Origin of the sequence: Salinibacter grassmerensis, assembly GCF_947077765.1 — a bacterium.
Classification (GTDB): domain Bacteria; phylum Bacteroidota; class Rhodothermia; order Rhodothermales; family Salinibacteraceae; genus Salinibacter; species Salinibacter grassmerensis.
On the sequence record NZ_CAMTTF010000009.1, the window covers coordinates 1 to 25,315 of the forward strand.

General features: G+C 65.3%; 25 protein-coding genes. 16 read left to right on the forward strand and 9 right to left on the reverse strand.

What is annotated here, in order from left to right; all coding sequences use genetic code 11:
• The first annotated feature begins 222 nt into the window (after positions 1 to 222).
• Entirely contained in the window at positions 223 to 1,167 is a 945-nt protein-coding gene (mdh, locus tag OJB03_RS14260) for a malate dehydrogenase (RefSeq protein ID WP_263788625.1), read from the forward strand.
• 36 nt (positions 1,168 to 1,203) lie between these two features.
• Here mdh and OJB03_RS14265 read toward each other — a convergent pair whose 3' ends face one another.
• Entirely contained in the window at positions 1,204 to 2,178 is a 975-nt protein-coding gene (locus OJB03_RS14265; RefSeq protein ID WP_263788626.1) for a cation diffusion facilitator family transporter, read from the reverse strand.
• A 103-nt stretch (positions 2,179 to 2,281) separates the two neighbouring features.
• On the opposite strand from OJB03_RS14265, the gene mce reads away from it, so the two are divergent.
• From mce to OJB03_RS14280, 3 genes are read left to right on the forward strand one after another with little or no spacing between them, the layout of a single operon-like run.
• Positions 2,282 to 3,454 carry a methylmalonyl-CoA epimerase gene (gene mce, locus OJB03_RS15630; RefSeq protein WP_263788628.1) on the forward strand — a complete coding sequence of 391 codons (1,173 nt, stop codon included), beginning with the start codon at positions 2,282 to 2,284 and terminating at the stop codon, positions 3,452 to 3,454.
• A 43-nt stretch (positions 3,455 to 3,497) separates the two neighbouring features.
• Positions 3,498 to 4,499 carry an aldo/keto reductase gene (locus tag OJB03_RS14275; protein WP_263788631.1) on the forward strand — a complete coding sequence of 334 codons (1,002 nt, stop codon included), beginning with the start codon at positions 3,498 to 3,500 and terminating at the stop codon, positions 4,497 to 4,499.
• A gap of 19 nt (positions 4,500 to 4,518) precedes the next feature.
• Positions 4,519 to 5,025, forward strand: a complete 507-nt coding sequence (locus OJB03_RS14280; protein WP_263788632.1) for a hypothetical protein — start codon at positions 4,519 to 4,521, stop codon at positions 5,023 to 5,025.
• 118 nt (positions 5,026 to 5,143) lie between these two features.
• Here OJB03_RS14280 and OJB03_RS14285 read toward each other — a convergent pair whose 3' ends face one another.
• Complete coding sequence (locus OJB03_RS14285) at positions 5,144 to 5,569, reverse strand: fasciclin domain-containing protein (protein WP_263788633.1); 426 nt, start codon at positions 5,567 to 5,569, stop codon at positions 5,144 to 5,146.
• Between the two features lie 374 nt (positions 5,570 to 5,943).
• Here OJB03_RS14285 and msrA point away from each other — a divergent pair, with 374 nt between their 5' ends.
• The 3 genes from msrA (at position 5,944) to OJB03_RS14300 (ending at position 9,615) form a co-directional block, all read left to right on the forward strand.
• Positions 5,944 to 6,633, forward strand: coding sequence for a peptide-methionine (S)-S-oxide reductase MsrA (gene msrA / locus OJB03_RS14290; RefSeq protein ID WP_263788634.1), 690 nt, complete (start codon positions 5,944 to 5,946; stop codon positions 6,631 to 6,633).
• Between the two features lie 119 nt (positions 6,634 to 6,752).
• Positions 6,753 to 7,784 carry a T9SS type A sorting domain-containing protein gene (locus OJB03_RS14295; protein ID WP_263788635.1) on the forward strand — a complete coding sequence of 344 codons (1,032 nt, stop codon included), beginning with the start codon at positions 6,753 to 6,755 and terminating at the stop codon, positions 7,782 to 7,784.
• 157 nt (positions 7,785 to 7,941) lie between these two features.
• On the forward strand, positions 7,942 to 9,615 hold the full coding sequence (locus OJB03_RS14300; RefSeq protein WP_263788636.1) for a hypothetical protein: 1,674 nt from the start codon (positions 7,942 to 7,944) through the stop codon (positions 9,613 to 9,615).
• A gap of 5 nt (positions 9,616 to 9,620) precedes the next feature.
• Here OJB03_RS14300 and OJB03_RS14305 read toward each other — a convergent pair whose 3' ends face one another.
• A complete protein-coding gene (locus OJB03_RS14305) occupies positions 9,621 to 10,682 on the reverse strand; it encodes a LamG domain-containing protein (RefSeq protein ID WP_263788637.1) in 1,062 nt (353 codons plus the stop codon).
• 496 nt (positions 10,683 to 11,178) lie between these two features.
• Between OJB03_RS14305 and OJB03_RS14310 the strand changes: the two genes are divergently transcribed.
• Complete coding sequence (locus OJB03_RS14310; protein WP_263788638.1) at positions 11,179 to 11,385, forward strand: hypothetical protein; 207 nt, start codon at positions 11,179 to 11,181, stop codon at positions 11,383 to 11,385.
• Between the two features lie 70 nt (positions 11,386 to 11,455).
• Here the strand turns inward: OJB03_RS14310 and OJB03_RS14315 are convergent, their stop codons facing one another.
• Entirely contained in the window at positions 11,456 to 11,878 is a 423-nt protein-coding gene (locus OJB03_RS14315) for a PIN domain-containing protein (RefSeq protein WP_263788639.1), read from the reverse strand.
• Positions 11,875 to 12,126 (reverse strand): DUF6364 family protein, encoded by a 252-nt coding sequence (locus OJB03_RS14320; protein ID WP_263788640.1) that lies wholly within the window; start codon positions 12,124 to 12,126, stop codon positions 11,875 to 11,877. The genes OJB03_RS14315 and OJB03_RS14320 overlap by 4 nt, the downstream gene beginning before the upstream one ends.
• A 138-nt stretch (positions 12,127 to 12,264) precedes the next feature.
• On the opposite strand from OJB03_RS14320, the gene uvrC reads away from it, so the two are divergent.
• Both uvrC and OJB03_RS14330 read left to right on the forward strand, forming a co-directional pair.
• Positions 12,265 to 14,166, forward strand: a complete 1,902-nt coding sequence (gene uvrC, locus OJB03_RS14325) for an excinuclease ABC subunit UvrC (protein WP_263788641.1) — start codon at positions 12,265 to 12,267, stop codon at positions 14,164 to 14,166.
• Between the two features lie 135 nt (positions 14,167 to 14,301).
• Positions 14,302 to 14,634, forward strand: coding sequence for a hypothetical protein (locus OJB03_RS14330; protein ID WP_263788642.1), 333 nt, complete (start codon positions 14,302 to 14,304; stop codon positions 14,632 to 14,634).
• A 111-nt stretch (positions 14,635 to 14,745) separates the two neighbouring features.
• Here the strand turns inward: OJB03_RS14330 and OJB03_RS14335 are convergent, their stop codons facing one another.
• The 3 genes from OJB03_RS14335 to OJB03_RS14345 all read right to left on the reverse strand — a co-directional run bounded on the left by OJB03_RS14335 (position 14,746) and on the right by OJB03_RS14345 (position 16,590).
• Complete coding sequence (locus OJB03_RS14335; protein ID WP_263788643.1) at positions 14,746 to 15,375, reverse strand: thioredoxin family protein; 630 nt, start codon at positions 15,373 to 15,375, stop codon at positions 14,746 to 14,748.
• Between the two features lie 85 nt (positions 15,376 to 15,460).
• Positions 15,461 to 16,210 (reverse strand): hypothetical protein, encoded by a 750-nt coding sequence (locus OJB03_RS14340; RefSeq protein WP_263788644.1) that lies wholly within the window; start codon positions 16,208 to 16,210, stop codon positions 15,461 to 15,463.
• A gap of 128 nt (positions 16,211 to 16,338) precedes the next feature.
• Entirely contained in the window at positions 16,339 to 16,590 is a 252-nt protein-coding gene (locus OJB03_RS14345; RefSeq protein ID WP_263788645.1) for a hypothetical protein, read from the reverse strand.
• A gap of 221 nt (positions 16,591 to 16,811) precedes the next feature.
• Here OJB03_RS14345 and OJB03_RS14350 point away from each other — a divergent pair, with 221 nt between their 5' ends.
• From OJB03_RS14350 to OJB03_RS14375, 6 genes are all read left to right on the forward strand, one after another.
• Entirely contained in the window at positions 16,812 to 19,823 is a 3,012-nt protein-coding gene (locus tag OJB03_RS14350; RefSeq protein WP_263788646.1) for a tetratricopeptide repeat protein, read from the forward strand.
• A gap of 86 nt (positions 19,824 to 19,909) precedes the next feature.
• Positions 19,910 to 21,625, forward strand: a complete 1,716-nt coding sequence (locus OJB03_RS14355) for a TonB-dependent receptor (RefSeq protein ID WP_263788647.1) — start codon at positions 19,910 to 19,912, stop codon at positions 21,623 to 21,625.
• A 118-nt stretch (positions 21,626 to 21,743) separates the two neighbouring features.
• Positions 21,744 to 21,950, forward strand: coding sequence for an HU family DNA-binding protein (locus OJB03_RS14360; RefSeq protein ID WP_263788648.1), 207 nt, complete (start codon positions 21,744 to 21,746; stop codon positions 21,948 to 21,950).
• 24 nt (positions 21,951 to 21,974) lie between these two features.
• Positions 21,975 to 22,817 (forward strand): SPOR domain-containing protein, encoded by an 843-nt coding sequence (locus OJB03_RS14365; protein WP_263788649.1) that lies wholly within the window; start codon positions 21,975 to 21,977, stop codon positions 22,815 to 22,817.
• Positions 22,818 to 22,847: 30 nt separating this feature from the next.
• Complete coding sequence (locus OJB03_RS14370; RefSeq protein ID WP_263788650.1) at positions 22,848 to 23,585, forward strand: MotA/TolQ/ExbB proton channel family protein; 738 nt, start codon at positions 22,848 to 22,850, stop codon at positions 23,583 to 23,585.
• A 47-nt stretch (positions 23,586 to 23,632) separates the two neighbouring features.
• A complete protein-coding gene (locus OJB03_RS14375; RefSeq protein ID WP_263788652.1) occupies positions 23,633 to 24,040 on the forward strand; it encodes an ExbD/TolR family protein in 408 nt (135 codons plus the stop codon).
• A gap of 8 nt (positions 24,041 to 24,048) precedes the next feature.
• Here the strand turns inward: OJB03_RS14375 and OJB03_RS14380 are convergent, their stop codons facing one another.
• Positions 24,049 to 25,281: a lactonase family protein gene (locus OJB03_RS14380; RefSeq protein WP_263788655.1), complete on the reverse strand. Its 1,233-nt coding sequence runs from the start codon at positions 25,279 to 25,281 to the stop codon at positions 24,049 to 24,051.
• Between the last annotated feature and the right edge of the window lie 34 nt (positions 25,282 to 25,315).

Consider the following 25,315-nt stretch of genomic DNA (forward strand, 5'->3'; position numbering starts at 1 on the left):
CCCCCGCCCCCTTCCGACGGCGACACGGACGAGGCCCGCACGTCCGCCGCCCCTGCCGGCTCCACCCAAGACGGAGGGCGGGGCGAACCGGACGAGTAGCGGGGAGGCCGGCCCGCCGCCCCTCTGCTTTTCGCAAAATATTGCTGGCAGGCCGCCGCCGCAGCCCGTTGCTTGAAAGGGTGCATCAGGTCGTTCACTTTTCCTCAACTCCCCCAACATCCTATGAAAGTTACAGTTATCGGTGCCGGCAATGTGGGTGCCACCGTAGCCGAGTGTGTGGCCCGACAGGACGTGGCGAAAGAGGTCGTCATGGTCGACATCAAGGACGGCGTGCCGCAGGGCAAGGCCCTGGACATGCGCGAGTCGAGCCCCATCCACGGCTTCGACACCCGCGTGACGGGCACGAACGACTACGGCCCCACGGAGGACTCGGACGTGTGCATCATTACGGCGGGTCTGCCCCGGAGTCCCGGCATGAGCCGCGACGACCTGCTGGCGAAGAACACGGAGATTGTGGGCGGGGTCACGGAGCAGTTCGTGGAGGGCAGCCCGGACAGCACCATCATCGTGGTGGCGAACCCGCTCGACGTGATGACCTACGTCGCCTACGAGGCAAGCGGCTTCCCCACGAACCGCGTGATGGGCATGGCCGGCGTGCTCGACACGGGCCGCTTCCGCTCGTTCATCGCCGAGGAACTCGACGTGTCGGTCCGCGACGTGCAGGCGCTCTTGATGGGCGGCCACGGCGACACGATGGTGCCACTGCCCCGCTACACCACGGTCGGCGGCATCCCGGTTCCTCAGCTGATCGACGACGACCGCATCGAGGAGATCGTGGAGCGCACGAAGGGCGCCGGCGGAGAGATTGTGGACCTGATGGGCACCTCTGCCTGGTACGCTCCGGGCGCCGCGGCGGCCGAGATGACGGAGGCCATCCTCAAGGACAACAAGCGCATCCTGCCCTGCGCGGCCTACTGCGACGGCGAGTACGGCCTGGAGGACCTCTTTATCGGCGTGCCGGTGAAGCTCGGGTCCGGAGGCGTAGAGGAGATCATTGAGGTCGACCTCGACGCCGACGAGAAGGCCAAGCTCAAGACGTCCGCCGGGCACGTGCACAGCAACCTGGACGACCTCCAGCGCCTCCGCGACGAGGGCAAGATTGGGTAGGTCGGCGCGGGACCTGCGACAGCGGTCGTGCCCGGTCTATCTCAGCACCTCCCCGAGCGGATCCGTCGGCTCGCGGTGCTCATCGGGATGAGCCTCGTCGTGCCGACGGGGCTCGAGATGCGCGGTGACGTGCACGTCCTCGTCCGGAAAGAGGGTGTCGACCCGGTCCTCGACCTCGTGGGACCGGGCGTGCGCCTCGTGGATCGGCATGTCGCCTGGAAACATGAGGTGGTACTCGATCCACACCTGGTCGCCGGATCGGCGGTGACGCACCTGGTGGAAACTGGCGATAAGCCCCTCCTCCACCGCCGTGCCCATCTCGTCGAGCAGGGCAGCGGTGGCCTCCCGGTCCGCCTCGTCCATCAGGCCGTAGACGGACCGGCGAAGCAGCCCGGTGGCCGTCCACACGATATTGGCCGCGACCAGCAGACCCACTGCCGGGTCGAGCCAACGGATGCCCGTGGTCCACACGAGCCCAACCCCGACGATGACACCCAGGCTCGTCCACATGTCGGTCAACACGTGCTGCCCGTTCGATACGAGGACGAGGCTGTTGGTGCGCCGCCCCACGCGGACGAGGTATTTTCCGAGCGCAAAGTTGACGGCGGTGAGCCCCCCGATGAGGTAGAGGCCCACGTCGAGCTGTCGGAGGTCGGCGCCCGTCACGAGGTCCTGCACGGCCATCCACCCGATGCCGACGGCGGCCGCGAGAATAAGGGTGCCCTCCACCGCCGACGCGAAGTAGGCCACCTTGCCGTGGCCGTAGGGATGCTTTACGTCCGGGGGCGTGGACGCGTACCACAGGCTAAAGCCCGCGAACCCGGTCGCGAAGAGGTGGATGACGGACTCCGCGGCGTCGGAGAGGATCGCGGTGCTGCCGGTAAGGGACGCCGCCGTCAGCTTTCCGACGAGCATCAGGAACGACACCAGCAGGCTCGCCGTCATGGCCCGCCGCTGTGCGCGCTCTGCCTCGGCTGGAGACTCATCGTGTGGGGACGGGGGATCGGACATGACAATGCCCGTACCCGAACGGGCGTTCTCAGGTTCACCATTTTCCTTCTTTTCGCACCGCGACGGTGCTCCGCGCTCGCCCGCAGCACCCGAACCTCCCGCCATGGCTCACCTCGACCACATCGGCATCGCCGTCGACGACGCCGCGGCCGTCGTCGAACGGTTCCGTGCCCTGCTCGGCATCGCGCCCTACAAGACGGAGGCGGTGCGCGGCCAGCAGGTCCGGACGCACTTTCTGGACGCCGGCTCCGCCAAGCTTGAACTGCTGGAGGCCCTCGCCGACGACTCTCCGGTTCGGCGCTTCCTCGACCGCCACGGAGAGGGGCTGCACCACGTGGCGTTCGAAGTTGACGACCTGCCGGCCACGATGAAGCGCCTCCGCGACGCCGGGTTCGAGCTGCTGAGCGAGACGCCCCAGGCCGGGGCGGACGACAAGCAGATCGCGTTCGTGCACCCGAAGCAGACCCACGGGGTACTCACCGAGTTTTGCGAATCTAGCGAGCCCGACTGGTCCCCCCGGACCGTGCCCCGCCACGACGGGCACCTGTCCGTCTTTGAGCGGGGGACACGGGACCGCCCCTCCCTCCTCGTCCTGCACGGCGCCGCGGGCACGACGCGGCACGACGCGGCCCCCTTGATTCGGCGACTGGAGTCGTCCTTCCACGTCGTCGGCGTCGACCTGAGCGGGCACGGCGCCTCGGCCCTGCCCGCCGACGCCGCAAACGCGCCCCTTTCGCTCGATCTGTTCGCGGAGGACGCACGGGCCGTCCTGGACGCGCTCGAGCTGCCCTCGGCACACGTCGTTGGCTTTTCGCTCGGGGGCGGCGCGGCGCTCCGCCTCGCCCACATGCATCCCGGCCGTGTCGGCCGCCTCGCTGTCCTGCAGACGAACGCCCACTGGACGGCCTCCCATGCTCGTCGCATGCAGGCCCGGCTCGACCTCGACGGCCTGGCGGCCCGGGCCCCAGGCCGCGCAGAGCGCCTCCGGGCCCGCCACGACGCCCCCGACCGCCTCGTACGGGCCCTCCGGAAATTCGTCACCACCCTGCCGGACGCGTCCGACACGCTTGTCCAAACCCTGCCGGATCTTGACGCCCCGACCCTCGTGGCCGGTCTGGACCAGGACCCTCTCTTCGGACGGGCCTCCGCCCGGTCCCTCCACGACGCTTTGCCGAACGCGCGCCTGGCCGTCCTTCCCGGCGACACCCACAGCCTGTCGCGCGCCCCCACGGACCTCCTTGCCCCCCTCCTCACGAATCATTTTTTGGGGGCGTAGGCCGCCCTCCTCGTCCCTCTTCTCCCAAAGTCGCACCCCGACCATGTCCCTTCCCTCCTACCGTTATCTCGGCGACACCGGCGTCAAGGTATCGCCCCTCTGCATGGGCACCATGTCCTTCGGCGGGGCGGCGGACCGCGAGACGTCCGCCGCGATGTTTCGGCGCTGCCGCGAGGCCGGGATCAACGTGTTCGACTGCGCCAACGTGTACGAGAACGGCCGCTCCGAGGAGATACTGGGAGAGCTGGTGGCCGACTGCCGGGACGAGGTGGTCCTTACCACCAAGGCCTACTTTCCGATGGGCGACGCCCCCAACGCCCGCGGCGCGAGTCGCCACCACCTCGTCCGGGCCGTCGAGCAGAGCCTGCGTCGCCTCGACACGGACCGCATCGACGTCTTCTTTATCCACCGCTTCGACGAGCAGACGCGGCTCGACGAAACCCTTCGCGCCCTGGAGACGCTCGTGCAACAGGGCAAGGTGCTCTACCTCGGTGCCTCCAACTTTGCCGCCTGGCAGGTGATGAAGGCCCTCGGCCGACAACGCGCCGAGGGATGGACGCCCTTCCACGTCCTCCAGCCGATGTACAACCTCGCGAAGCGACAGGCCGAGGTGGAGCTGTTGCCGATGGCCCGGAGCGAAGGCCTCGGCGTGCTGTCGTACAGCCCCCTCGGCGGCGGCCTGCTGACCGGGAAGTACGGGACCGACCGGCGGCCCGAGGACGGCCGGCTCGTGGAGAACCCTATGTACCAGACCCGCTACGGGGCCGACGTGCACTACGAGGTGGCCGAGCGCTTCACGAGCTTCGCGGAGACGCACGGCTACAATCCCGTTTCGCTGGCCGTCGCCTGGGTGGCGCACCACCCGGCCGTGACGGCCCCCATCATCGGCGCCCGCACGCTGGACCAGCTGGAGGGCTCGCTCGGAGCGCTCGACATCGACATGTCCGACGACCTGCGGCCCGAGATTAGCGCCCTGGCCCCGACGCCGCCGCCCGCCACCGACCGCGTGGAAGAGCGCTCGGAGCACACATACGGCGACCGTTAACTTAAACGTCTCCCCTACCATGCCTCATTACGTTCCCCAAGCTGACGAGTGGGCAGAAGCCTCGTCCCCGCCAAATCCGCCGTACCTTACGGTGGACCCCGAGACCGCGACCCTACGCTTCGTGGGCGGCCCAGAAGCGGCGGTTCCGGTTCCGGGCGCTCCCGTCGACCCCGCGGCCGGCACGGTTCATACTGTTGTGACGGTGGACCCGTCCCTTCGGACGAGCGCACCGCTGTGTGCCCTCTACGTGCGAGAGGATAATATCGACGTGGAGGACCGGCGATCCCCGGACGCGCCTCAGGCCCACGCGGACGCCCTGGATCAACTGCGGTCTGCGCTCGACGAGATCCTCATTCCCGTCTACATCGACGACGCGATCGAGGAACTGGACAACACCGTCGACGGACTTCTCGTGCTCCACACCGTCCAGCACGACGACGGCCGGGACGCCCCGCCCACCTACTTCCGAGCGGCACTCTTCCGGGATGGACATCTCGTGTTGGAAACGGAGCACGGTGCCCTTTGACCCCCAACGCATCCGTTTCTTCCGCTCCGCGCCGGACCGAACAACAAAGAAGCGCCGAACGGCCAAAGCCACTCGACACTTCCTAGGAAACGATCGGCCCGATCGACGTATCTCAGTGCTATCGGAGAACGCGGTCGATGGCGTGGACGATTCCATTCTCGGCTTCCAGGTTCGTCTGCTTGATGGTGGCGTCGCCGATCTGGACCTGCTCACCGTTGGTCTGAATAAGGAAGTGCTCGCCTCCCATCGAGGATATGGACGACTGATTCGCTACGTCCTTGGCCATGCGGCGGCCCTGGCAGACGTGGTTTTTGAGAAGGTTCTGAAGCTGGGACTTGTTCTCCGGCTTCATGAGGTCCTCGAGGGTGTTTTCGGGAAGGTTTTCAAACGCCGCGTTGGTCGGCGCAAATACTGTGAACGGGCCCTTGCCTTTGAGCGTATCTACAAGGTCGGCGGCCTGAAGGGCACTGACAAGAGTCGAGAAGTTCTTGTCGCTTGTTGCGATGTCAACGACGGACGGAGCCTTTCTTTGAACGGTAGACATAGTGTCGATCCTTGTATGATTGTGGGAAAGAAATCCGCCCGAAACATTTCGATTGTAATACCTTGCTTTATACATATCACCTGCGTTACCAAAATTTGTTCCTCCCGCCGTAAAAGTATTTTCGTTTTTTCTGATCTGGCACAACCATCTTTTCCTTATACTTCGACCAAGAGTCGAGACTAGCAAGAAGCAGCGCCTCACTGAATAAAAATCGCCGTCGGCAGACTCCCCTCCGTGCATTCCGAAACGACCGACAAGAGCTTGTAATTGCCCGCCGCGTAACGGAACGCGGCTGGATTCAACACCTTACCTGCTGCTGCAGGACAGTCTTTCTTGATTCACGCTCATTCTTTCGTCGAACGTTCGCGCCCATCATGGTCCGCTCCTTTCGCTCCCTGTGGCTAATCGGGGGACTGTTCCTCGTCACGCTCATCGGCGGATTTTACGTGTCGGTCTCGGGGTCCGACGCGACGAAGCCCTCGGCCACGCCCGCCCCAACAATCTCGCAGGCCGTGGCAGACACGGCCACCTTCGCCGGTGGGTGCTTCTGGTGCATGGAGCCGCCCTACGACAAGATCGACGGCGTCGCGTCGACGACCTCCGGCTTCGCTGGGGGCGACGAGGTGGACCCGTCCTACCGCGAGGTGGCCAGTGGCGCCACGCGCCACACGGAGGTCGTCCAGGTCGTCTACGACTCCACGACGGTCTCCTACGATCGCCTCCTGCGGGTGTACTGGCACAACGTGGATCCCTTCGACGGCACTGGGCAGTTTTGCGACCGCGGCTCGCAGTACCGGCCTGCCATCTTTGCCCACGACGCCCAGCAGCGACGGAGCGCCAAGCAATCGAAAGAAACGGTCGCGGCACAGTTCAGCCGAGAGATTGCCGTTCAGGTGCAGTCGCTCGACGCCTTTTACGCCGCGGAGCAGTACCACCAGAACTACTACAAGAAAAACCCCGCGGACTACAAGCGGTACCGGCAGGGCTGCGGCCGGGACGCGCGGCTGCGAGAGATCTGGGGCGACACGGCAATGTCGGATGCTCCTCTCGATGAAACAACGTGATCTCCCGGCGCCTTCTGCCTTGCTGGCGCCGTCCCAGTTGCAAACGCGTTGATTCCCTTCGGGGGACGACTATACCTTTGTTGACGAATGACTCGTCCCTCGTCAACAGGCACCGTGCAATGTCACGTCGACACCCTCCTGCACTCCATTTCATATTCCTCCGCCGGGTCCCGGCCGTACTCTTCTTCGGGGTTCTTCTGCTCGGCGCGCCCCTGCTCAGCGCTTCGCCCGCCGGGGCCCAGCCGACGTTCACCAATGCCGTCCTCCCCAGCGGCGTGCCTGCTGGGGCCAGTGGGTCAAACGTCGTGACGTCCACCCCCCAATTCTTCGACCCGGCCAGCGGGGATTACCGCCCGGACAAGCCCGCCAGAAGCCCGCTCGTGGACCTTGCTGGCGGAGATACTCCCCGCGATGGACGCCTCCTGAACGGCCAGACGCAAACCGAGAGCGGCTGGGACGCCGGGGCACTGGAGTCGAACGGCTCGGCCCTGCCGGTCGACCTGATCGGACTGGAGGCTACTTTGAGCGAGGGGCGTGGCGGCCAGCAAACCGTCCGCCTCACCTGGACCACCGCTTCGGAGACCCGGAACGCCGGCTTCCGCGTGCAGCGCCGCGTCGACGACGCAAGTGCTCTTGGGGCGCGGCAGGCCGCCAAGGGCCCTCAGGATGGAGGGAGTTCTCAAGACGCCGTGGGCGCGGAGTGGACAACCCTCGGCTACGTGGAAGGGGCCGGGACGACCTCTCGCCAACGGTCCTACCGGTTTGTCGACGAAGAGCCACCCTTCGCCGCCGGGCGGCTGCGCTACCGCCTCGTGCAGGAAGACATCAGGGGCGGGACGGAAGCGAGCGACCCGGTCGTGCTGGAGCGGCCGGCCCCGAGCCGCCTGACGATGCGCCCGCCCGCCCCGAACCCGGCCCGGAGCGAGACCACCGTCGAGCTTGCCTTTCCCGACGCCCAACCCGCCACGGAGGCGCGCCTGGCGGTCTTTGACGTCCTGGGGCGAGAGGTGGCGCGCCGCGTGCTCGAAGCGCGCAGCGGATACCGCCGGGCCGTTCGCTTCGGCGTCGCCGAGTGGCCGAGCGGGCTCTACTTTGTGCGCCTAACGGTGGGGCAGACGACCCGCACCGAGCGGCTGACCGTGGTGCGGTAGTCTCTCTTCAGGCGGTAGCCGCCGCGCAAGCGGGAGCTTTTTCCAGCGAGAGCCTCTGCACTGCTCTCCTGTCCGGCCCCACGTGGGCCCGCCTCCCTTCGCGCTTCGCCTTCGGTTCGCGCTTTGCCTCGATCTCAATCCGGCCTTTGCCCGACCCATGCGAGATACGTTCCTGCTTGCCGCCCTTCTTCTGCTCGGGGGGACGCTTTCTCCCGCCGCGGCCCACGTGGCCAGCGATACCATCTACGTCGACACCGATGCCAGTGGGGCGGAGGACGGAAGCTCGTGGACGGACGCCTACACGTCTTTGCAGGACGGCCTGAATGCGGCCCGTTCCAACAGCGAGGAGGATGACGTCTGGGTTGCAGGAGGGACGTACTACCCCGATGAGGGCGCTTCCGTCCAGCCCGATGACCGAGCCGAATCCTTCCGCGTGGAAAGCGGCATCGACCTACGTGGCCACTTCAGCGGGGATGAGGAGAGCTTGTCAGGCCGCACACTCGCCCGAGGCGGCCCCAAGACCATTCTCAGCGGGGAGATCCAGCAGGACGGCAGTGCCTCGAACAACGCCTACACCGTGCTCCGCCTCACAGGCGGGTCCGCCGGAGAGGTTCACATCGAAAATGGGTCGGCCACCGGCAGCGGCGCGCAGTCTCGGGGCGGCGGAGCGCACGTAAGTGGAGGCACGCTCCACCACGCCGTGCTGACCGGCAACCGGGCGGGGCGTGGTGCCGCCCTACTCGTCACCGGAAGTCCGAGCCTGGACGTCCTCCAGGTGACGGGCAACCACGCGACCGGGTCCGGGGCGCTGTACTTCAACGGCGACGCGAGCACGGTGGAGCACCTCACGGTCGCGGACAACACCGCCGACAGCGGCCCGACCGGCCTCTACTTCATCGATAGCGACGCCGCCTTGGAGGACGTGGCCGCCGGCTCAAATGCAAGCAGCGCCGTCGCGGAGCGCATTCCCATCACGTTCACCACGAAAACCGTCGGCGACACCCTCTACACAAACGGGTACGGCGAAACACTCACCTACCAAGTAAGCACCGACGACACCACGTTCACCGCCACCGGTGGCGAAAGCGCAAACGTCCCGATCAAAGACGGAGACAACCTCGAAATCAGTTCCTCAGACTCAGCGTACCTCAGCACTATCGCCGGTAACAATACAGACGGCGAGCCAAAACCATTCAACGTCAGCGGCTTCCCAGACGAACCGGACTACCAGAACACCACGATCAGCGTCCCCAAAGCAAGCGTCACCAACCAGTACCAAATCGTCGGCTTCCCAGACACTAGCCCAGACGGACGAGACGTCGGCAACATCTACGTACCATTCGTCAACGAAGCCACACGGTACACGGAACGACAAGCAGGCAACGAAACACTAGACCAAGTCCCGATATGGATATTCAACGAAAATGATAGTTTCGTCAACAAAGCACAGAATGCGGTCGACGCTGTGAGAGATGTACTTCCGTATTCCACTGAAGGACCATATGTTATATCAGGCACAAACGCATTGATCGACTCTGCCGAAGCAAGAAACGAATTCAACTACCACTACGTAGAAGGTGGATCCAATGGAAATAATCAGTTTTACGACTCAGGCTACATTGAGTCAGGTAGTAACCGCTTTAGCGGTGCTGCGGTTAAGAGAACACGCATTTCCGAAACATATAGTGGACTTGTTGACATGGAGCAGCAAAACGGGACTGAAATAAACGTGTACGTCTTCGACAGCGATGGATCATTTGACGAGAACGAAGCTGCCTTCCCGGTGAACATGGAATATAACTCGAAACCAGGATCCATTCTACAGCCCTAATAAGATTAACCGTAAATCTTGACGTTCCCGTCTTTATACCAGTAGTCAGTCACGCCATTCTTCGGCACGTAACAACACGCCTGGCTCCCCTCAGGCCTTGTAGTCTCATTCAAGTCCTCGTTTAACCTATTGACTTGACTGTTACAAGCGTTTGAAGAACCATCCGAGGTACTGTTCAACCAGGCAGACTCATTACTATTAATATCGTAGTAACAGGGTCCACTGGTACCACATTGATCAGTACTATCACAGAACCATCCATTAACTACGTCATAATTTGCAACTTCTCCCTTTGGACAGCAAACACCAGTGCCATTTTGCGGTGCGTTATCGTACCCGGTGTTTTGTGGGTCGTCGTACTCACCGAAGTTACAGTGGTAGCTGTTTTTCTTAGCACTCGGATAGTTTGTGTCGCATAGTTCTTGGTTGTTGAGGCATTCGATGGTGCGCTGCCGGTTCTGACACTCTGGGTTGGTGAAGCTGCTGACCTCTGTCGAGGTTAATTCGCGGCTGTAAATCCGGACTTCGTCTAGGCGTCCGTCGTAGTTTGACGCTGTACCGGTGCCGAGGGTGATACCAGAAGCACTGTCTGGGATAGTGCCGGATGGGGTCAGGGAGTCCGTTGCCGTCCCGTCAGCGTAGCCGGTAGCACTATTTGCAGACGAGTTATACGTTGCGGTGAGGTGTGTCCACGTCCCACTTGGCACGGGTCCGAGGTCAAGGGTGTTCGAACTCGATGTTTGGAATTCGAAGTAAGCCCGTCCACCACTCAAGTAGAGACGGTAAGCAGAGCCTTTCTGGAGGATTGTCCCGTCGCCGACCGCGTCAGGGTTGATGAACGCGCCCACCGTGATCCCGTCCTCTGGGTCGAGGGTTTGGTCGAACGACATGTCGTCCAGGATGGTGGCACTGTCTCCCGGGTCGAATTTGAGTGACTGGCCGAGCTTCCCTCGGATTTGATTCGATGTGTACGTCACGCCACTCGTCGTGGAAATATCGTTTTCATTTGTCGTGCTGTCATTCGTGCTGTTCTCGAACTGGTAGTAGGCTTCGAGGCCGACGTGCACGGTTTGCGGGCAGCTCGACGGCGGGTGGCAGACTTGCGGGCCGTCATTCTCTGAGAACGGGTCGGTCGTGCTGTTACCCGCGGCGCCGTTACACTCTGGGTCAGCGCAGTCCACTAATCCATCCCCGTCGTTGTCTTTCCCGTCGTAACAGAGTTCTTTAACGGAGCAGCACAGGGTGCCTTTGTAACTTGTCGGATCCGGTAACTTGTCCTGATCGCAGTCCGCGATATGAGCGTTTTGGTCACCGCTCATCGTGAACGCGCAGATATCACTGTCAGCACTACAATCTCCTGGTGTGCCCCCGGTCTCGTAGTCACAACTCACAACCTCCCGTCCGAGCTTCGCATCGTTCGGGAACGTGTTGTAATCCGGGTCTTGGACACGGCCGGATTGATCGATTTTTCAATTGCAATAACGGAATTTAGAACGATAGCATGACGTTGCGTCCGCCGGCCGTCGTTTGTGGGATCAGCACCGGAGCCCCCTTCCGTTCGCCTTGCCACAACGACTCGTCCTCTATGTCCGACGCCCCGGCCCCCACCGACGCGTCCTGCGCTGGGCCGGGGGCGTCCCCCTCGCGTCCATTCTCGGCGACGTGGTCCTGGCCGTGCCGGAGGACCTCGGAATCGGGAGCATCATCGTCCTTGTGTTGCCCTACTCGATCGCCCTCGGGATGGTGAGCATGATCGTTTTCTTGGTCTGAGTCCTGCTGGGCCTGCCGCTCGGGCCGGGCGGGGAGCTGAACTACGTGGGATAGCGGGCAGGTCCAACCCTCAGTCTCGTCGCTGGTCGAGAATTGTGAGAAGCTCCGGAGGGGTGTAGATCGGCAGAGCGGCAGCGCTAAAATCCGCCGTATTGCGGGTCACGATTCCGTCGGCCCCTGCCCTACGGGCGGCGCTGTGGAGGACCGCGTCCTCGTAGTCGGCAAACCCGGACTCGGCCGCCTGCATCAGAACCTGATGGTTCACCCCCGCGACGTCGAAGAGGCGGAGGAGCGCTTCCACCTTCTCGTGGGTAACGGCACTTCCGCGGTTGCTGTCGAGAAGATAATAGATCGTCGTGACGGTGGTCGCCCCGAGCATGCCCCCTAAATTCCCGTGGGCATTCGCGTCGAAAAGATGCGCGGCGGACTCGACGAACGGTTCTCGATTCAGAAAAACGTCGAGGACCACGTTGGTATCGAAAAGAATCCTCATGTCGACTCGTCCAGGTGTTTCTCTTCGAGGTGCCGTTTGTAGTCGTCCTCGTCGGCCTCTTCCAGGATCCCGATAAATTGACGGGTGGTGTCGGAAGGCGAGGTCTGGTTCTCGTCCCCATTCTTCTTCGTCACGGCGGCGAAATACGTCTCCACAAGCCGCGACACCGACGTGTCTCGGTCGGCCGCGTAGGCCTTGGCCCGCTCAATCACGTCCTCGTCGAGCCGCAGCGTGAGTTTCTTGGACATGGCAGGCGATAATCTTTGTTGGGTAGACGTACATTGTCATAAATTCTGTACGTCCCCCACAGCCCCAGGTTCGACCGAATCACGCCCCCTCCTCCATCGTTTTTACGGTGCGTAGCTTTAGTCTCGACCCTCCCGCCCATGAGCGATCTTCTTGACGACAAGCCGGAGGCCCTCGTCCAGAAGCTGGACGCCCTCCCCACCGACCCGGGCGTCTACAAATTTCTGGACGACGAGGAGTCGGTCCTGTACGTGGGCAAGGCCAAGAACCTGCGCAACCGGGTGCGCACCTACTTCCAGCAGAGCCGCCAGCGCGACGGGCGGATCGAGGTGATGGTGCAGAAGGCCGCCGACCTCGACATCATCGTGACGGACACGGAGGCGGAGGCCCTCATCCTGGAGAACAACCAGATCAAGGAGCTCCAGCCCCGCTACAACGTCAACCTGCGGGACGACAAGACCTACCCCTACATCTGCATCAAGGACGAGCGCTTCCCCCGCGTCTTCAAGACGCGCACCGTGAAGCAGGACGGGTCCGAGTACTTCGGCCCGTACGCGGACGTGTCCAAGATGAACGCGATGATGGACGCGATCCGGTCGGTCTTTCAGCTGCGCACCTGCTCGCTCGACCTTACCGAGGACAAGATTGAGGCCGGGAAGTACGACGTGTGCCTCCAGCATCACATCGACAACTGTAAGGCCCCGTGCGTGGGCAAGCAGTCCGAGGCGGACTACATGGAGACGATCGAGCAGGTCAAGAAGCTGCTCAACGGGCAGACCCAGGAGCTCATGGACCTGCTCAAGGACGAGATGCGGCGACAGTCCGACGCGCGCAATTTCGAGGAGGCCGCCCGCCTGCGCGATCAGGTCAAGGCCCTGAAGGACTACTCCCAGCAGCAGAAGGTCGTCAGCCAGGACTTTGCCGACCGCGACGTGTTTGCCCTCCACGTCGAGCGGGACGAGGACATCGGCTGCGGCGTGCTCTTTCAGGTGCGGGAGGGCAAGATGATCGGCAAGCGGCACAAGTTTCTGCGCTCGGTGGAGGAGCGGACGGACGCGGAGCTGATCCTGTCGCTGGTGGAGAACTACTACGCCGAGGCGAACTTCTACCCGGAGGAGGTCCTCCTCTCCCACGACCCGAATGACCACCCGGCACAGGACACCCACGCTCTCGAAGAGCTGCTCCGGCGGGAGCAGGAGCGCAAGGTGCCGATCAAGGTGCCGCAGCAGGGCGAGAAGGCCAGCCTCGTCCGCATGGCCACGTCCAACGCGAAGCTGCAGGTGGGCGAGTGGAAGACGCAGCAGATGAAGCGGGAGCGCAACCGCATTCCGGAGAGCATCAAGGCACTGGGCGAGGCCCTCAACATGGACGACCCACCGCGCCGCGTGGATGGCATTGACGTTTCTCACCACGGCGGCAAGGAGACGGTCGCCTCCTGCGTCGTCTTCACCGACGCCACGCCGCGCAAGAGCGACTACCGCACCTACAAGATTCGCTCGACCGAGGAGGGCACCCCCGACGACTACAAGGCGATGCGCGAGGTCGTGCGGCGCCGCTACCGGCGCATGGTGGAGGAGGACGGCCCCTGGCCCGACCTCGTCGTGATCGACGGCGGCAAGGGCCAACTCTCCAGTGCCGTCAAGATGCTGAAGGAGGTCGGGGCCTTCGACCGGTTTCCCGTCATCGGGCTCGCGAAGCGGCTGGAGGAGGTCTACCGCCCCGGCGACTCCGATCCGGTGTTCCTGGCAAAAGACAGCCCAGCCCTGCAGCTGCTCCAGAAGGTGCGGGACGAAGCCCACCGGTTTGCCGTCACCTACCAGCGCAAGCGGCGAAAGAAGAAGACGCTGCAGTCCGAACTGCTCGACATCCACGGCATCGGCCCGAAGACCGCGAAGACGCTCCTCGGGGAGTTCGGGTCCGCGGCGAAGGTGAAGGAGGCCGACGAGGCGGCCCTGGCCGAGGTCGTGGGCCCGGCGAAGGCCGAAACCATCACGGACTATTACGACGAGACCGAGGCCCCGACGGCCGCGGGGACGGGGTAGGCCCACCCCCATGGGGCTGAATTTTATTCACGGGTTTCCTTTGCAATAACGGCAACAATCGGGGCACAAACATCCCCGAGCCCGCCTGGCCCCCTTCCGACACTTGTTTTCTCTGCCACTTCCCTCACCGCCCACATGCCTCCCCCCGATCCCAGCACGCTGCTCAACCAGCTCGTCGACGAACACTGGGACACCGCGGCCCGGCACGCCTGGCGCCAGTACGACCAGCGGGGGCGGGGAGCGATCGTCTTTACCGTCCAGGCCGACGCCGCCCCCGAAGAGCGTACACCCCTCAAGTACCTCACCTTCAACGACACATCCGCGGCCGAGGACGGCGCCTTTTCGAAGCTCCACGAGCTGGTGCGGGCGTACGACCCCGAGGAGCAGGTCGTGGCCGCCGCCGTGTTGCCCGACGAGCGCACCGTCTTCGAGGTATACCAGCAGGAGCCGCACCCTCCCCAGGCCTGACCGGACGAAAGGAGACCCGCAGTCTCCACAACGGCGGGCAAGTGCGCTGTCCCCAGGCCCGTCTTCTCCAACCGGGGCGCGTCGGAGAATCCCAAAATTCAGGCGCCACGACTACCCATCGACAACGGAGGGGGACGACCCAACGACGAGCCGGAGCCGTTCTGCGAGCTCCGTGTCGGCGTCCTCCCAGCCGCCCTCCTCGTAGTGCTCCAGAAATTCGCCGATGAGTTCCATCTTGTCGTCGTACTCCTCTGTCAACTCCTCGAACCGGCGGGCCGCTGCTTCCGGGCGCGGGCCCCACGCAAAGAGCTCCGCCCCGTCGCCCGAGAACGCCACGAGCTTCGGGATACTGCGACTTCCGCCTGTGAGGTACTCGTCCATGATGTCCAGATTCTCGTCCCGCGGCAGGATGCGGAGCGACACCTGGTCGGACAGGGCCGCCGCCTCGGCAATCACCGGGAGCAGGAACGCCGAGTCGCCACACCACGGCTCGGTAAGCACCATCCAGAGCTGCGAATCCTCGACGGCCTCGACGGCCCCACGGAGCGCCTCCGACGGGGCGTAGTCCTCGTGGACCTGGGCCTGTCGGTCCCAATTGTATTCGAGGTAGTGGTGTAGGCGCCGCTCCTCTGGATCGGCGTCGTCGGGGAGCGATGTGTCCAGCTGTCCGGACCACGCTTCCCGGTATTCCTCATAGCGAAGTCCGTCGTGCAGACGACCCTCGTCGAAAAAATCAGGCATGAGTCGGGGGGCGAAAAATTCGGAATCGTAGCGAATCGGGTGGTGCTCTTCGGGACAGCACGGTCGCCCGGGAGGCCGGGGGTCGCTACAGCCAGCGACGCACCTTTGCCGCGAGATAACCGCCCACCGCAAGGCCGGCCACCGTGTAAATTGACTGACGGAGGGCCGAGGACTCATCCTCGGCCGGGAGGGTTTCCTGTACGGAGGCGGCCTGTTCTTCGATGGTCTCCTCCGCTTCTTCCGCAAGCTGTTCGCCGATCTCTCGGGCCTCGTCGGAGACCTCGGCCGTCGCTCGTCGCACCGTCTCTCCGGCCTCGGTGCCCACGCGCCGGGCTTGCTCGGACGCGCGGCGAGCCAGGTCTTCGGCCTGTTCGCGGATGTCGTCTCCCTGCTCCCGGGCCCGCTCGGCGAGGCGCTGGCCGGTTTCCTCGGCACGCCTGCGAACATCTTCGCCGGAGCGGGCGGCCCGTTCAGACAGGTCTTTCCCCACGCCGGTGGCTACGCGCCGGGCCTCGTCGGCCAGGCGACGCAGTCGGCCACGGGCCTGCGCCGACAGGCTGGGCGGCTGCGGCCGTGTGGCCCGGGCGGCCCCGTACCCGGCGGCCGCCCCTGCGAGCGAGGAGATCGTCAGTGCGAGGAACGGGTGCCGCTGCACCCAGCTTTCGGCCTGCTTCCTTGCCTGTTGGGCCTTCAGGCGGGTGACCTCGGCCCGCAGTTCGTCGAGGAGGTCGTTCATTTCTTGTGCCGTCTTGTCTACGGTCGACTCGTCCGATGGGGCGTCCGAGGACGCCTCTGAGGCATCGGTGCGGTCAATGTCGGAATTGTTTGGACTCATGGGCTGAAGGGGATTCGGTAGAAGGGAGTTGAATTTGAAAAGGAGCTGGGGCCAAGGCCTCGTGGCCGACCCAGCACAGCCCCCTGCCTCGGCGGTCGGAACGCCGCCGCGCCTCCGTCTGCCATCCGCTAGTCTCGGAGCATCACCCCGACGAACACGCCAGCACCGAACGCCCCGAGCATCGTGGCCTTCTGGTGCTGCCGCACCCACGAGCGGGCCATGTCCTTCGCGAGGGAGGACGACAGCCCGCCGGGCATCGTCATCTCGTCCCCCTGATCCCAGGATGGAGGATCAGTGTTCTCGAAGTCAGTGTCCTCGAAGGGAGTCCCTGAGGACGTCGAGGGATCGCTAGGCGCAGGATCAGTCGAAGGATCAGGCATAAACGTCTAATCTTTTGGGAGAAAGGGAATTGAGACAGAGCGGATTTAGAAGTTTTTGAGTAGCCGGGTGGGAACGAAGCCGCCAGCGGCGACTTTCGTCTAGGGCGCTCGTTTTGGGTCGAACCGCCATCGGTGCGTGTCGTAGGACAGAGCCATACCGAGGCCCGGCCTCAAATTTTCGTTCGGCGTCGTCATTCGGATTTGACTCGCACACCCCAAAAATGATTCCCCACTGGCGTCGATTTCTTCTCCTCTGCGTGCTCGCAGGGACGGGGCTCTCTCCGGCCTGGGGCCAGCAGGAGGCCCCTCGGCCGGCGGACGCGTTCGGGGGAGCGGTGGAGCTGTACCAGCAACAGCTCTATCCGGACGCGGCCACGGCGTTCGACTCGTTTCGGCAGGCCCACCCGTCGCACGCCGCCGCCCCTCAGGCCCTCTACCTGGAAGCCCGGGCCGCCCTGGCGCAGGGAGACGACGCAGGGACCCGCCGCCTGCTTAGCCGGCTTCAACGAGAATACCCGTCGCATCCGCGGGCCCAGACCGCCCGACTCGGGCTGGCGAAGTACTATCTGGATCAGGGACACCCCGACCGGGCCAAGTCCCAACTCCAAACCATCGCGACGGCCCCGAACCGCCCGGACGAAGGGGCGCGTGCCCTTTACCTCCTCGGCCGGACGGAACAGAACCAGGGCAATCTCAACGCCGCCCTGCCCTATTTCAAACAGGTTTACTCGCGATACCCCGACGCCGAGTTGGCCCCGGCGGCCCTGTACGCCCGGGGCGTCACCCAGGTGCGGCTGGAGCGGTACGACCAGGCCACGGCCTCGTTCGAGCGTCTCGGCGAGCAATTCCCGGGCTCTCCGTTTGCGGAGAACCTGGGCACCATCCTGGGCGAGGTGTACTACCGGGTCGGCCAGTACGAGAATGCCGCCACGGAGCTGCAGCGACGCCTTCCGGACCTCACCGGCCCCGCCCGCGCTCGCACCCTGTTCTTGCTCGGCGAGACGTACAGTGCCCTCGGCCGTCGGGAGGACGCCACGACGCAGTACCAGTTGATTCTTGAGGAGCTACCGGACAGTCCCTACACGACGCCCGCCCGCTACGGACTTGCTCGGCAGCACTACGATGCGGGGCGGTACGAGGCCGCCGCCGAAGCCTTCGCGTCGGTGCGCACAGGGGACCACCCACTCGCCGACCGGGCGACGTACTACGAGGCCGCGAGCCGGGCCCTCGCGGGCGCCCGGGCGGAGGCCCTAAAGCTATACCGCGCTTTCCTCGATCGGGCCGAGACGGACACGCTGTCAACCGCGGCCCAGTACGAGGTCGGCCTGCTCCACTACCGACAGGAGCGATACGACCGAGCAGCAACGGCCTTCCGCACCGTCACCCAACAGGCCTCGTCGGGGGGCCCGTTCGGCGAGGCGTTCTACTGGCTTGGCAATGCCTACCTGGCGACCGACAACCTGGACCGGGCTCTGGATGCGTATACCGAGGCGATTGATCGGGGGGCCGCCTCCGAATCGGTAAAGGCCAAGGTGCGGTTTCAGAAGGCGTGGTCCCTCTACCAAAGCGGACGCTACGGCGAGGCGGGCACGGAATTCCAGGCCCTCGCCAACGCATACCCCGAAACGGTCCGGGGCCAGGAAGCGCTCTTCTGGGGGGGCGACACGTTCTACCAGCGGGAGCAGTTCGGGGAGGCCCGACGACAATTCCGGCAGTACCTCGATACGAACCCGGATGCTCCGCAGCGGGCGGGCGCCCAGTACGCCCTCGCCTGGACGCACTTCAAGCAACGTCGCTTCGAGCCCGCAGCCCGGTCGTTTCGCCGGTTCCTGGACTCGTACGATGGGGGCTCCGCATCCGACGTCCCGTACCGGCAGGATGCTCGCCTTCGACTCGCGGACTGCTACTTTGCCCTCAAGCGGTACGACGACGCCCGCGCAGCGTACGACCGCGTCGATGGGGAAGGCACCGAGTATGCTCTCTATCAGGGCGGGCGGGCCCTGTACTACGCGGGCCAACCGGCCGACGCCCTCGACCGCCTCCGCCGGTTCGTCGACGATTTCCCGGATAGCCCGCTCCGCCCCGATGCGCTGTACCGCCTCGGGGACATTCACTTCCAGGAGCAGCGCTACGAGGAGGCCCGCGAGGCCTTCCGCCAGCTGCTTGAGGACCACCCTGAGACGGCCCGTGCCGCCGAGGCCCAGTACGCCATCGGGGATACCCACTACAACGCGGGCGAGATGGAGGACGCCGTGGGGGCCTACCGCACCGTCCTGGAAACCTATCCCGAAAGTCCCTCCGCCAGCGAGGCGGCCTCCAGCCTCTTCTTCGCCCTCAACGCCGCGGGCCAACAGGATCGCGGCGACGAACTCATCGCGGCGATTGTGGACCGCGTGCCGGACGCCAATATGGAAGACCGGCTGCGCTACCACCGGGCCCGGGCCGCGTACCAGCGGGGCGACTCGAAGCGGGCCCTCCGCCTCTTCCGCACGTTTGTGCGCACCGCCGCCACCCAGGCCCGCGTGCCGGACGCGTACTACTATCTCGGGCTCCTGTACGCCGACACCGACCAGTACGACGAGGCCAAAAACTACCTCCAGCAGCTCACAGACCAGTACCCCGACAGCGAATACATCTCGGAGGGCAGTCTCCGTCTTGGGGAGATTTACCTCGACGAAGGGGCGAACGAGCAGGCCGTGGACGCCTACCGCACTGCCGCCGAGCAAGACCAAACCCGAGACGAACTGCGTGCCCAGGCCCGGTACGGCCAGAGTCAGGCCCTGCTGCAGCTTGGCCGCACCAGCGCGGCCGACACCCTCCTGTCTCAGATTCTAGAGGCCGAGCCCCAAGGCCCCCTCCGAAACGCCGCGCGGCTCGGCCTCGGGCGGGTCCGGAACGAGCAGGGACGCACCGACGAGGCGCTTGACCTATACCGGCGTGCCATTCGCGCATCGGACGGCGAGACCGGGGCCGAGGCGCTGTACCGCCTCGGGCGACAGCTTCGACGGGGAGGAGATCCCCGGACGGCCATCCGTGAACTGGAGCGTATGCCCTCCCTCTTCGCTGGACACCCCGAATGGGAAGCCCGGGCGTTGCTTGAACAGGCCCGAGCGTACCGCGATCAGGGCGAGACCGGTCAGGCCGTTCAGCTGTACGACGAAGTGCAGCAGACCTACGGCGGCACCCCGTTCGCCGAGACGGCCCAGGACGAACAGCAGGCCATCGAATCCTAGCGGGCCGTCGCCTTCCATTCCTCACTCTCGCTGTAGTCTCCTCTTGGCTCTCCCGTATGCGCACCTCTCGTCCCGGGCCCGTGCCTGTGCTTTCTCGTCTCTCCGGTCTCTGCCTCGTCGGGATGGTTCTCCTACTGATCGTCCCGCCCACGCACGCTCAGCAGACCGACACGACGCAGCTCCCGGAGATCGCCCCGCGAGAGATCGAAATTCGGGGCGAGCGCCAGATCGCCCTTCCCTCCCTGGAGCGACAGCCCCTGACCGGCTTCACCTCCCCGTCCACGATTCCGCCCGTGCCGCCGGACCATCGCCCGTACACCGGCGCCTACGATCAACCCCTGGACGGCCTCCCCGAGAGCCTGCCGGTCCCCGAATCGGTCTCGGCGTCAATGGCCCCCACCGCCGAGCCGGCCCAGGGCTACCTGGAGGGCGGAAGCGGCCGGTACGTGAGTCGGTTCTTCAAGGGGCGGGTCGGGGTGCCCTTGTCGCCGCGCAGCCGACTTTCCGTACAGGGCGCGTACACGGGCACCGAGGCGGACCCGAACGATGACGTCGCCGATGCCCGCGTGCGCCTCCAGCACACGCAGGACCCCGTTCGGATTGACGCGACGGCGCACGGCAGCGTGCAGCGGTACGCCCTCCACGGCGCCTCCTCCACCATCCAATCCGTCGCCGAGGTCCCCGACCGGGAAAGCTATTCGGCCGGCGGTGCCGTGCAGGTCCGCCGTACGAATCCAGATGCCCCGGCCCGGGCGGAGGTGCGCTACGACCAGACCGAGTACACCTCTCATCTCGATCCCACGGCCACGGAGCAAACCTACAGCCAACAGCAACTGGGCCTCAGTGGAGAGGCAACGGCTCCATTTCCGTACCGGCCCCACGTGAGGGCCCAGTACCGACGGTCGTGGCTGGGCGAGGACCCGCAGACCCAGACCGCCTACGACGCGGAGGTCAGCGGCACGGTCTCGTATTCGCCGATCGAACCCGTGTCCGTCGAGGCCGGAGCCGCCGTGCTCGCCTTCGATACGCCCGCTCAGCCGGTTCAGTCAAACGCAGGGTCCGCGGGGGCAACGTTCGTCGCGCCGGTCGTGGACGCCGAGTGGCGGGTCGCCGGGGGCACTCGCCTCTTCCTTCGCAACCAGCCCCGGCTCGGCGACACGGCCCTGGATCCGCTCTACGCCACCAACCCGTACGCCCAGCACGCCCCCTCCCTCCGCCCCCCTCTTGAAACGACCAACGCGGAGGGCGGGCTCACCCTCACGCGCGGTGCGGTGCGTGTGGTGGCCGCCGCGGGGTACCGCTACGCGCCAACCTACCGGTACTTCGACCTCGACCGCGGCGGTCAGGGCGCTGGCCAGGGCGTCTACCAGGGGCTCTACCAAGTTCGGTACGATGCCGCCCGCATCTGGGAGGGCCGCGGCGAGGTGGCGCTACAGGGCCTCGACGGCGTGCAGGCCTCGCTGGGGCTGTCGGTACGAGACGGGACGCTTCCGGACGTGAACGGCCCCATCCCAAACTTTGCTGCCGTCACGGCGGACGCCCTCCTCACGGTCTCGTTTGCGGGGGGCGACGGCTTTTTGAAAGCCCACGGGGAATTTCACGGGCCGCGCGACGCCGGCCTCTCCCCGACCGTTCGCCTCGACCCGTACGTCTCCGTCGACCTTGAAGGCTCGTATGCCGTGGGGTCGGACCTCGAGCTCGTGGCCCGCGCCGAGCAGCTCTCGCCGGACGCGCCAACCATGTGGGCAAACTACCCGCAGCCCGTCGCCGAGCTCTCGGTGGGCCTCCGGCTCCGATGGTGATTCCGTCCGGACACGTCGGGGGATGACGCGATCGAGCCTCCAAATTTTATGTTGCGCCCTGCGAACGTATTTTTAGGGTGTCTTTTGGACCACTCCCATTCATTTTCCCACGCTTATCATGGAGTCCCCAACGGCCGAAGACGTCATTGAGGCGTTCACCGATGTCGTCCAGGATCAACTGGACACCGGAAACGCCGTAGAGGTGCCGGGCCTCGGCGCGTTTTCCGTTGAGCACCGCCCGAGCGGGGTACAGGAGGAGGACGGCGTCCGTCGCCTCGCTCCGCCCCGCAACGAGGTCGTCTTCACCCCCGAAGAGGGCGCGTGACTCCTTCATCACCTGCAGAGCCTCATGCCCAAATCCATCATTCCCCTCCTCGCGGAGCGGCTCGACATTCCGGAAGACCAGGCCCGCCCCCTGCTGAACACCATGGTGGAGGAGCTTCGCCAGCGCGCCGAGTCCGATGGCGTCCAGCTGTCCGGGCTCGGCACGTTTCGGGAAGACGGTGGCGCCCTTACCTTCCACCCCAGTCCCGCCCTGCAACGACGCGTCAATCGGCCGTACGAGGGCCTCTCCGCCGAGTCCCTCTCGCCCGCCCCCGACGCTGAGCCCGAGGCGCCCCCCGCCCAAGACCCTTCTGAAGAGGCGGAGTCCGGGGCATCGGAGGCCGATCAGGAGAGGCCTCCCGCGCAGGACCGCCCGCCGGCACAGCCCGACGCCGACACCCGGTCCCCAGACTCCTTTACCATCATCAGTGTCGTGCTCTCAGTTCTTCTCCTTGCCGGCACCGGATGGTTCGTGGTGAACCAGACAAGCCTGCTGGGCCCCACCCAAACCTCGCCGCCCCCCACGGCCACCGAGACGCCGTCCGACCAGACCGGAGCCCCCTCCACTGCGGACTCCGCCCCCGACTCACAGTCCGAGGATCCGCCGGCCCGCGAGGACGAGACCCCGGACGTACGGGACTGGACCATTGTGGTCGCCTCCAGTTCCTCCCGCGGCGGCGCACAGCAGACCGCCGACCAGTATGCCTCCCAGTTCGATTCCGTCGCCGTCGTCTCCGGAACGGTAGACAATACGACGTGGTACCGCGTGACGATTGGGCGGTATGCCTCCGAATCGACCGCCGAGCGCGTTCTCAGCGAGCGGGGCGATGTCCTTCCCCCCGATGCCTGGACGCACCGCCTCGAATAGCACTTCCCCAACCGACCCCGCCTCGCCCCTGTGCCCTCTGCTCTGCTGACCGCCGCAACCGCCCTCCCCCAACAGGTGGCCCCCACGGCCCTCGACACCACCCAAACCGCGTCGGGGCAGGCCGCCTCCCTCCTCGACATTCTGGTGCTGGGGGGATGGGTGATGGTTCCGCTGGTGCTGCTCTCCGTGCTCACCATCTACCTGCTGGTGGAGCGGCTCATCACAATCCGACAGGCCAACTCCGACCCCGAGGCCATCACCGATCGGGTGCGCGAGTTTGTGCGCAGCGGCAATGTCGAGGACGCCATTCAGTACTGCGAGGACAAGAACGTGCCCATCACCCGCATCCTGCAGCAGGGCCTCGAGCGCCTGGGGCGGCCGATCTCTGAGATTCAGGACGCCGTGCAGGCCGCGGGCAAGCACGAAACCTTCGACCTGGAGAAGCGGACGAATCTGCTCGCCAGCATCGCCGGCATTGCCCCCATGCTCGGCTTCTTCGGGACGGTGGTCGGCATGATCCGGGCGTTCCAGCAGATTCAGAACCTGCAGGGCAACGTCAACCCCTCTGTGCTCGCGGGGGGGATTTGGGAAGCCCTCATCACGACCGCGGCGGGCCTGCTCGTCGGCATCCTGGCGCTCTTCTCGTACAACTACCTCATGGGGCGCATCCGGCGCCTCTCGAACGACATGGAGCGCTCCGCCACGGACTTCATCGACCTCCTGCAGGAGCCGGTCTCGCCGGAGCGGTCCGAGGAGCTGCCGTCGTAACCCCGCCCCTACGCCGCCTCCCTCGTTGACCAATCGCCCGTGCCGCTATGCCGCTCGACTTCTCCCCGTCCCGCGAGCCCATGACGACCTTCAGCCTGGCGGGCATGACGGACGTCGTTCTGCTGCTCCTCATTTTCTTCCTGCTCACCTCAAGCTTCATCCCGCAGATGGGGATTCAGGTGAACCTGCCCCAGGTGGACAGCGCGTCGCCCGTGTCGGAGCAGTCGATTACCGTGTCCCTCACGAAAGACGGCAATTACTACGTGGCCGGCTCGCCGGTGCCGCAAGCGCGCCTCGTGAGCGAGCTCCGCTCTCGCCGCACCAATCAGCAGTTCCTCATCATGCGGGCCGACCAGGAGGCCCGCATCGGCCAATTTGCCACGGTCGCCTCGGCCGCCCAGGCCCTCAACATGCGCGTACTCGTGGCGACGGAACGGGCCGGGCGGTCGCGGTAGCATCGCCCTCACTCCGGGGTCGCCGTCCTCCCAAATTCTTGTTTTGGGAACGTGATCGCGTCGTCGTCGAGGGGACTGAAGGCGATGTGGGTCGGGGCCGGGACATCAGCCGAATGGCCCGTGTAGCTGAGCCGCCCGGTGTCCGTATCGATGCCAAAAATTGAAACGGCGTCTGCCCGGCGGTTGGCGACGAGGAGATGCGTTCCCCCCGGGCTGATGGTGAAGGTGCGGGGCCACTGGATGTGCTCTCGCTGTTGCCCGATCCGCTCAATCCGGCCGGTCTCCTCCTCAATACGATAGACGACGAGGTCGTTGGCGTCCCCTCGGTTTGAGGCGTAGAGAAAATCGCCGGACGGGTGAACCTCAAGGTCGGCACTCGCGGCGACCCCGTCGAAAGCGTCGGGCGTCGTCGGCACGGTCTGTTTTGCGCGCATCCGTCCGCGCTCGGCGTTGTAGTCGTAGACCGTGATGGTCCCACTCAGCTCGCCGATGAGGTACACCGTCTCTCCATCCGGATGGAACGCAAGGTGTCGCGGCCCGGTCCCCGGCGGGGTCGACACAACGCGAACCGCTGCCGTATCGAGCCGGCCCTGCTCGGCGTCGAACGGGTAGATGCGCACCTCGTCGGTTCCGAGATTGGCCGCCAGGGCGTGCTGGTTCTGCGGGTCCATCCGGAAGTAGTGAGCGTGGGATCGCTTTTGCCGCTCGGGGTCCGCCCCGGCCCCCTCGTGCTGCACGACTTGTGTCGCCGGCCCGAGCCCCCCGCCGTCCCGCACCGGAAAGACCGCCACGTTGCCCCCCACGTAGTTTGCGGTCAGCGCCCACTGGCCCGTCGCGTCCACACTGATGTAACACGGGGCCCCGCCCTCCGCGGGCGCGGCATTGAGGGGCCGCAACTGGCCGGACGGGCGGCTCACGCCAAACGCGTGGACCCGGGCGGAGTCGGTTGTCTCGCGGACGCTGTAGAGGGACGTTCCGTCCGGCCCGAACGCCAGGAACGTCGGATTGAGAAGGGGCGTGGCCTCCTGCAGTTGTCGTAGCTCGCCGGACGTGGAGTCGAACGCGAACGGATAGATGCCCTCAGACGGATTTCCAGATCCCGTCCCCACGTAGACAAGGGCCGCTTCGGAGCTGTCGCCCTCAGACTGACAGCCCCCCACGACGAGGAAAAACAGAGCCCCGGTAAGCAGTAGGATGGCAACTCCGGGTCGGCACTGTGTCCAGGTAGACAAACGATCCATGCGCAGAGAAAATGGGGCCAGAGAGTGGAACGGA